We start from the raw sequence: 1,056 nt of genomic DNA, 5'->3' as shown, positions 1-1,056 counted from the left end.
CTCAGTTTGCAACAGATCTGGATCGTTCAACTGAGGAAAATAGGATTAACGCACGAGAAATCCTTGTTGCACGACGACTGGTCGATCGCGCGCTTGCGGCCGAACTCGGTCTCGACCGGAATCACCGACAGACAGTTCGACTGCACGCCGCAGTCGCCGCATCCTTCGCAGACGGCCTGGTTGATGAAAACCCGCCGCGCCGGGTCGGCGAGCTTGCCGCGCTTGCGGCGGCGGCGCTTCTCGGTGGCGCAGGTCTGGTCGTAGATCAGCACCGAAACGCCGCGATGTTCGCGCAGCTCGCGCTGTACCGCGTCGAGCTGGTCGCGGTAGTGGATCGGCGTATGCGGAGCCAGTCCACGCACACCCTCGTACTTGGCGGGTTCGTCGGTGACGATGACGATTCGGGTGATTCCCTCGGCTTCGAGCTGCCGGGTGAGTTGCGGGACGCTCAGGCTGCCATCGACTGGCTGGCCGCCGGTCATCGCGACGGCATCGTTGTAGAGGATCTTGTAGGTGATCGAGACGCCGGCGGCGACCGCCTGGCGGATCGCCAGCAGCCCGGAGTGGAAGTAGGTGCCGTCGCCAAGGTTGGCGAAGATGTGTTTGACGTCGGTGAATGGCGCCTGGCCGACCCAGGTGACGCCTTCGCCGCCCATGTGGGTGAAGGTTGCCGTGCTGCGGTCCATCCAGGTGACCATGTAATGGCAGCCGATGCCGGCGACGGCCTTGAAGAGGAAGATTCGTGCCGGATAGACGAATCAGCTCTCGAACACTCGTCCGCCGGCGCACGCATGGGGCGCGATCTGCTGCGCCCCGAGGGCTTCGGCCGGGCGCAGGCACATCGCCCCCTGATTTCCGGGAAATCGCCTTCTTACTGCAGCGCGCTAGACCAGTCGTCGACCGCTTGAGCTGACTCGACCGACACCAAAGGTATGGCCGCCGCCTGCGGCGTTGGCTCGATGGTGGCCGGCGGTGCTGCGGAAGCGGCGGAACGCTGGCCGGCGGACGGCGCACTGGCCGGTGCTGCGCCGGCCGCTCGCTGCAGTCTTCTTGGCA

General features: G+C 65.3%; 1 protein-coding gene and 1 pseudogene. One reads left to right on the top strand and one right to left on the bottom strand.

Annotation, left to right across the window (positions count from 1 at the left end):
- Positions 1 to 47 precede the first annotated feature (47 nt).
- A pseudogene (locus CAPSK01_RS22985) lies at positions 48 to 728 on the bottom strand (thiamine pyrophosphate-dependent enzyme); the annotation flags it as partial.
- Here CAPSK01_RS22985 and CAPSK01_RS22980 point away from each other — a divergent pair.
- Positions 702 to 908 (top strand): hypothetical protein, encoded by a 207-nt coding sequence (locus CAPSK01_RS22980; RefSeq protein ID WP_273703681.1) that lies wholly within the window; start codon positions 702 to 704, stop codon positions 906 to 908. The pseudogene CAPSK01_RS22985 and the gene CAPSK01_RS22980 sit on opposite strands and share 27 nt — an antisense overlap.
- Positions 909 to 1,056: the final 148 nt, after the last annotated feature.

The sequence above is a fragment of the Candidatus Accumulibacter vicinus genome, from assembly GCF_000584955.1.
In the GTDB taxonomy this organism is placed as follows: domain Bacteria; phylum Pseudomonadota; class Gammaproteobacteria; order Burkholderiales; family Rhodocyclaceae; genus Accumulibacter; species Accumulibacter vicinus.
The sequence above is the reverse complement of the archived record's forward strand: the minus strand, read 5'-3'. Positions and strand labels throughout refer to the sequence as shown.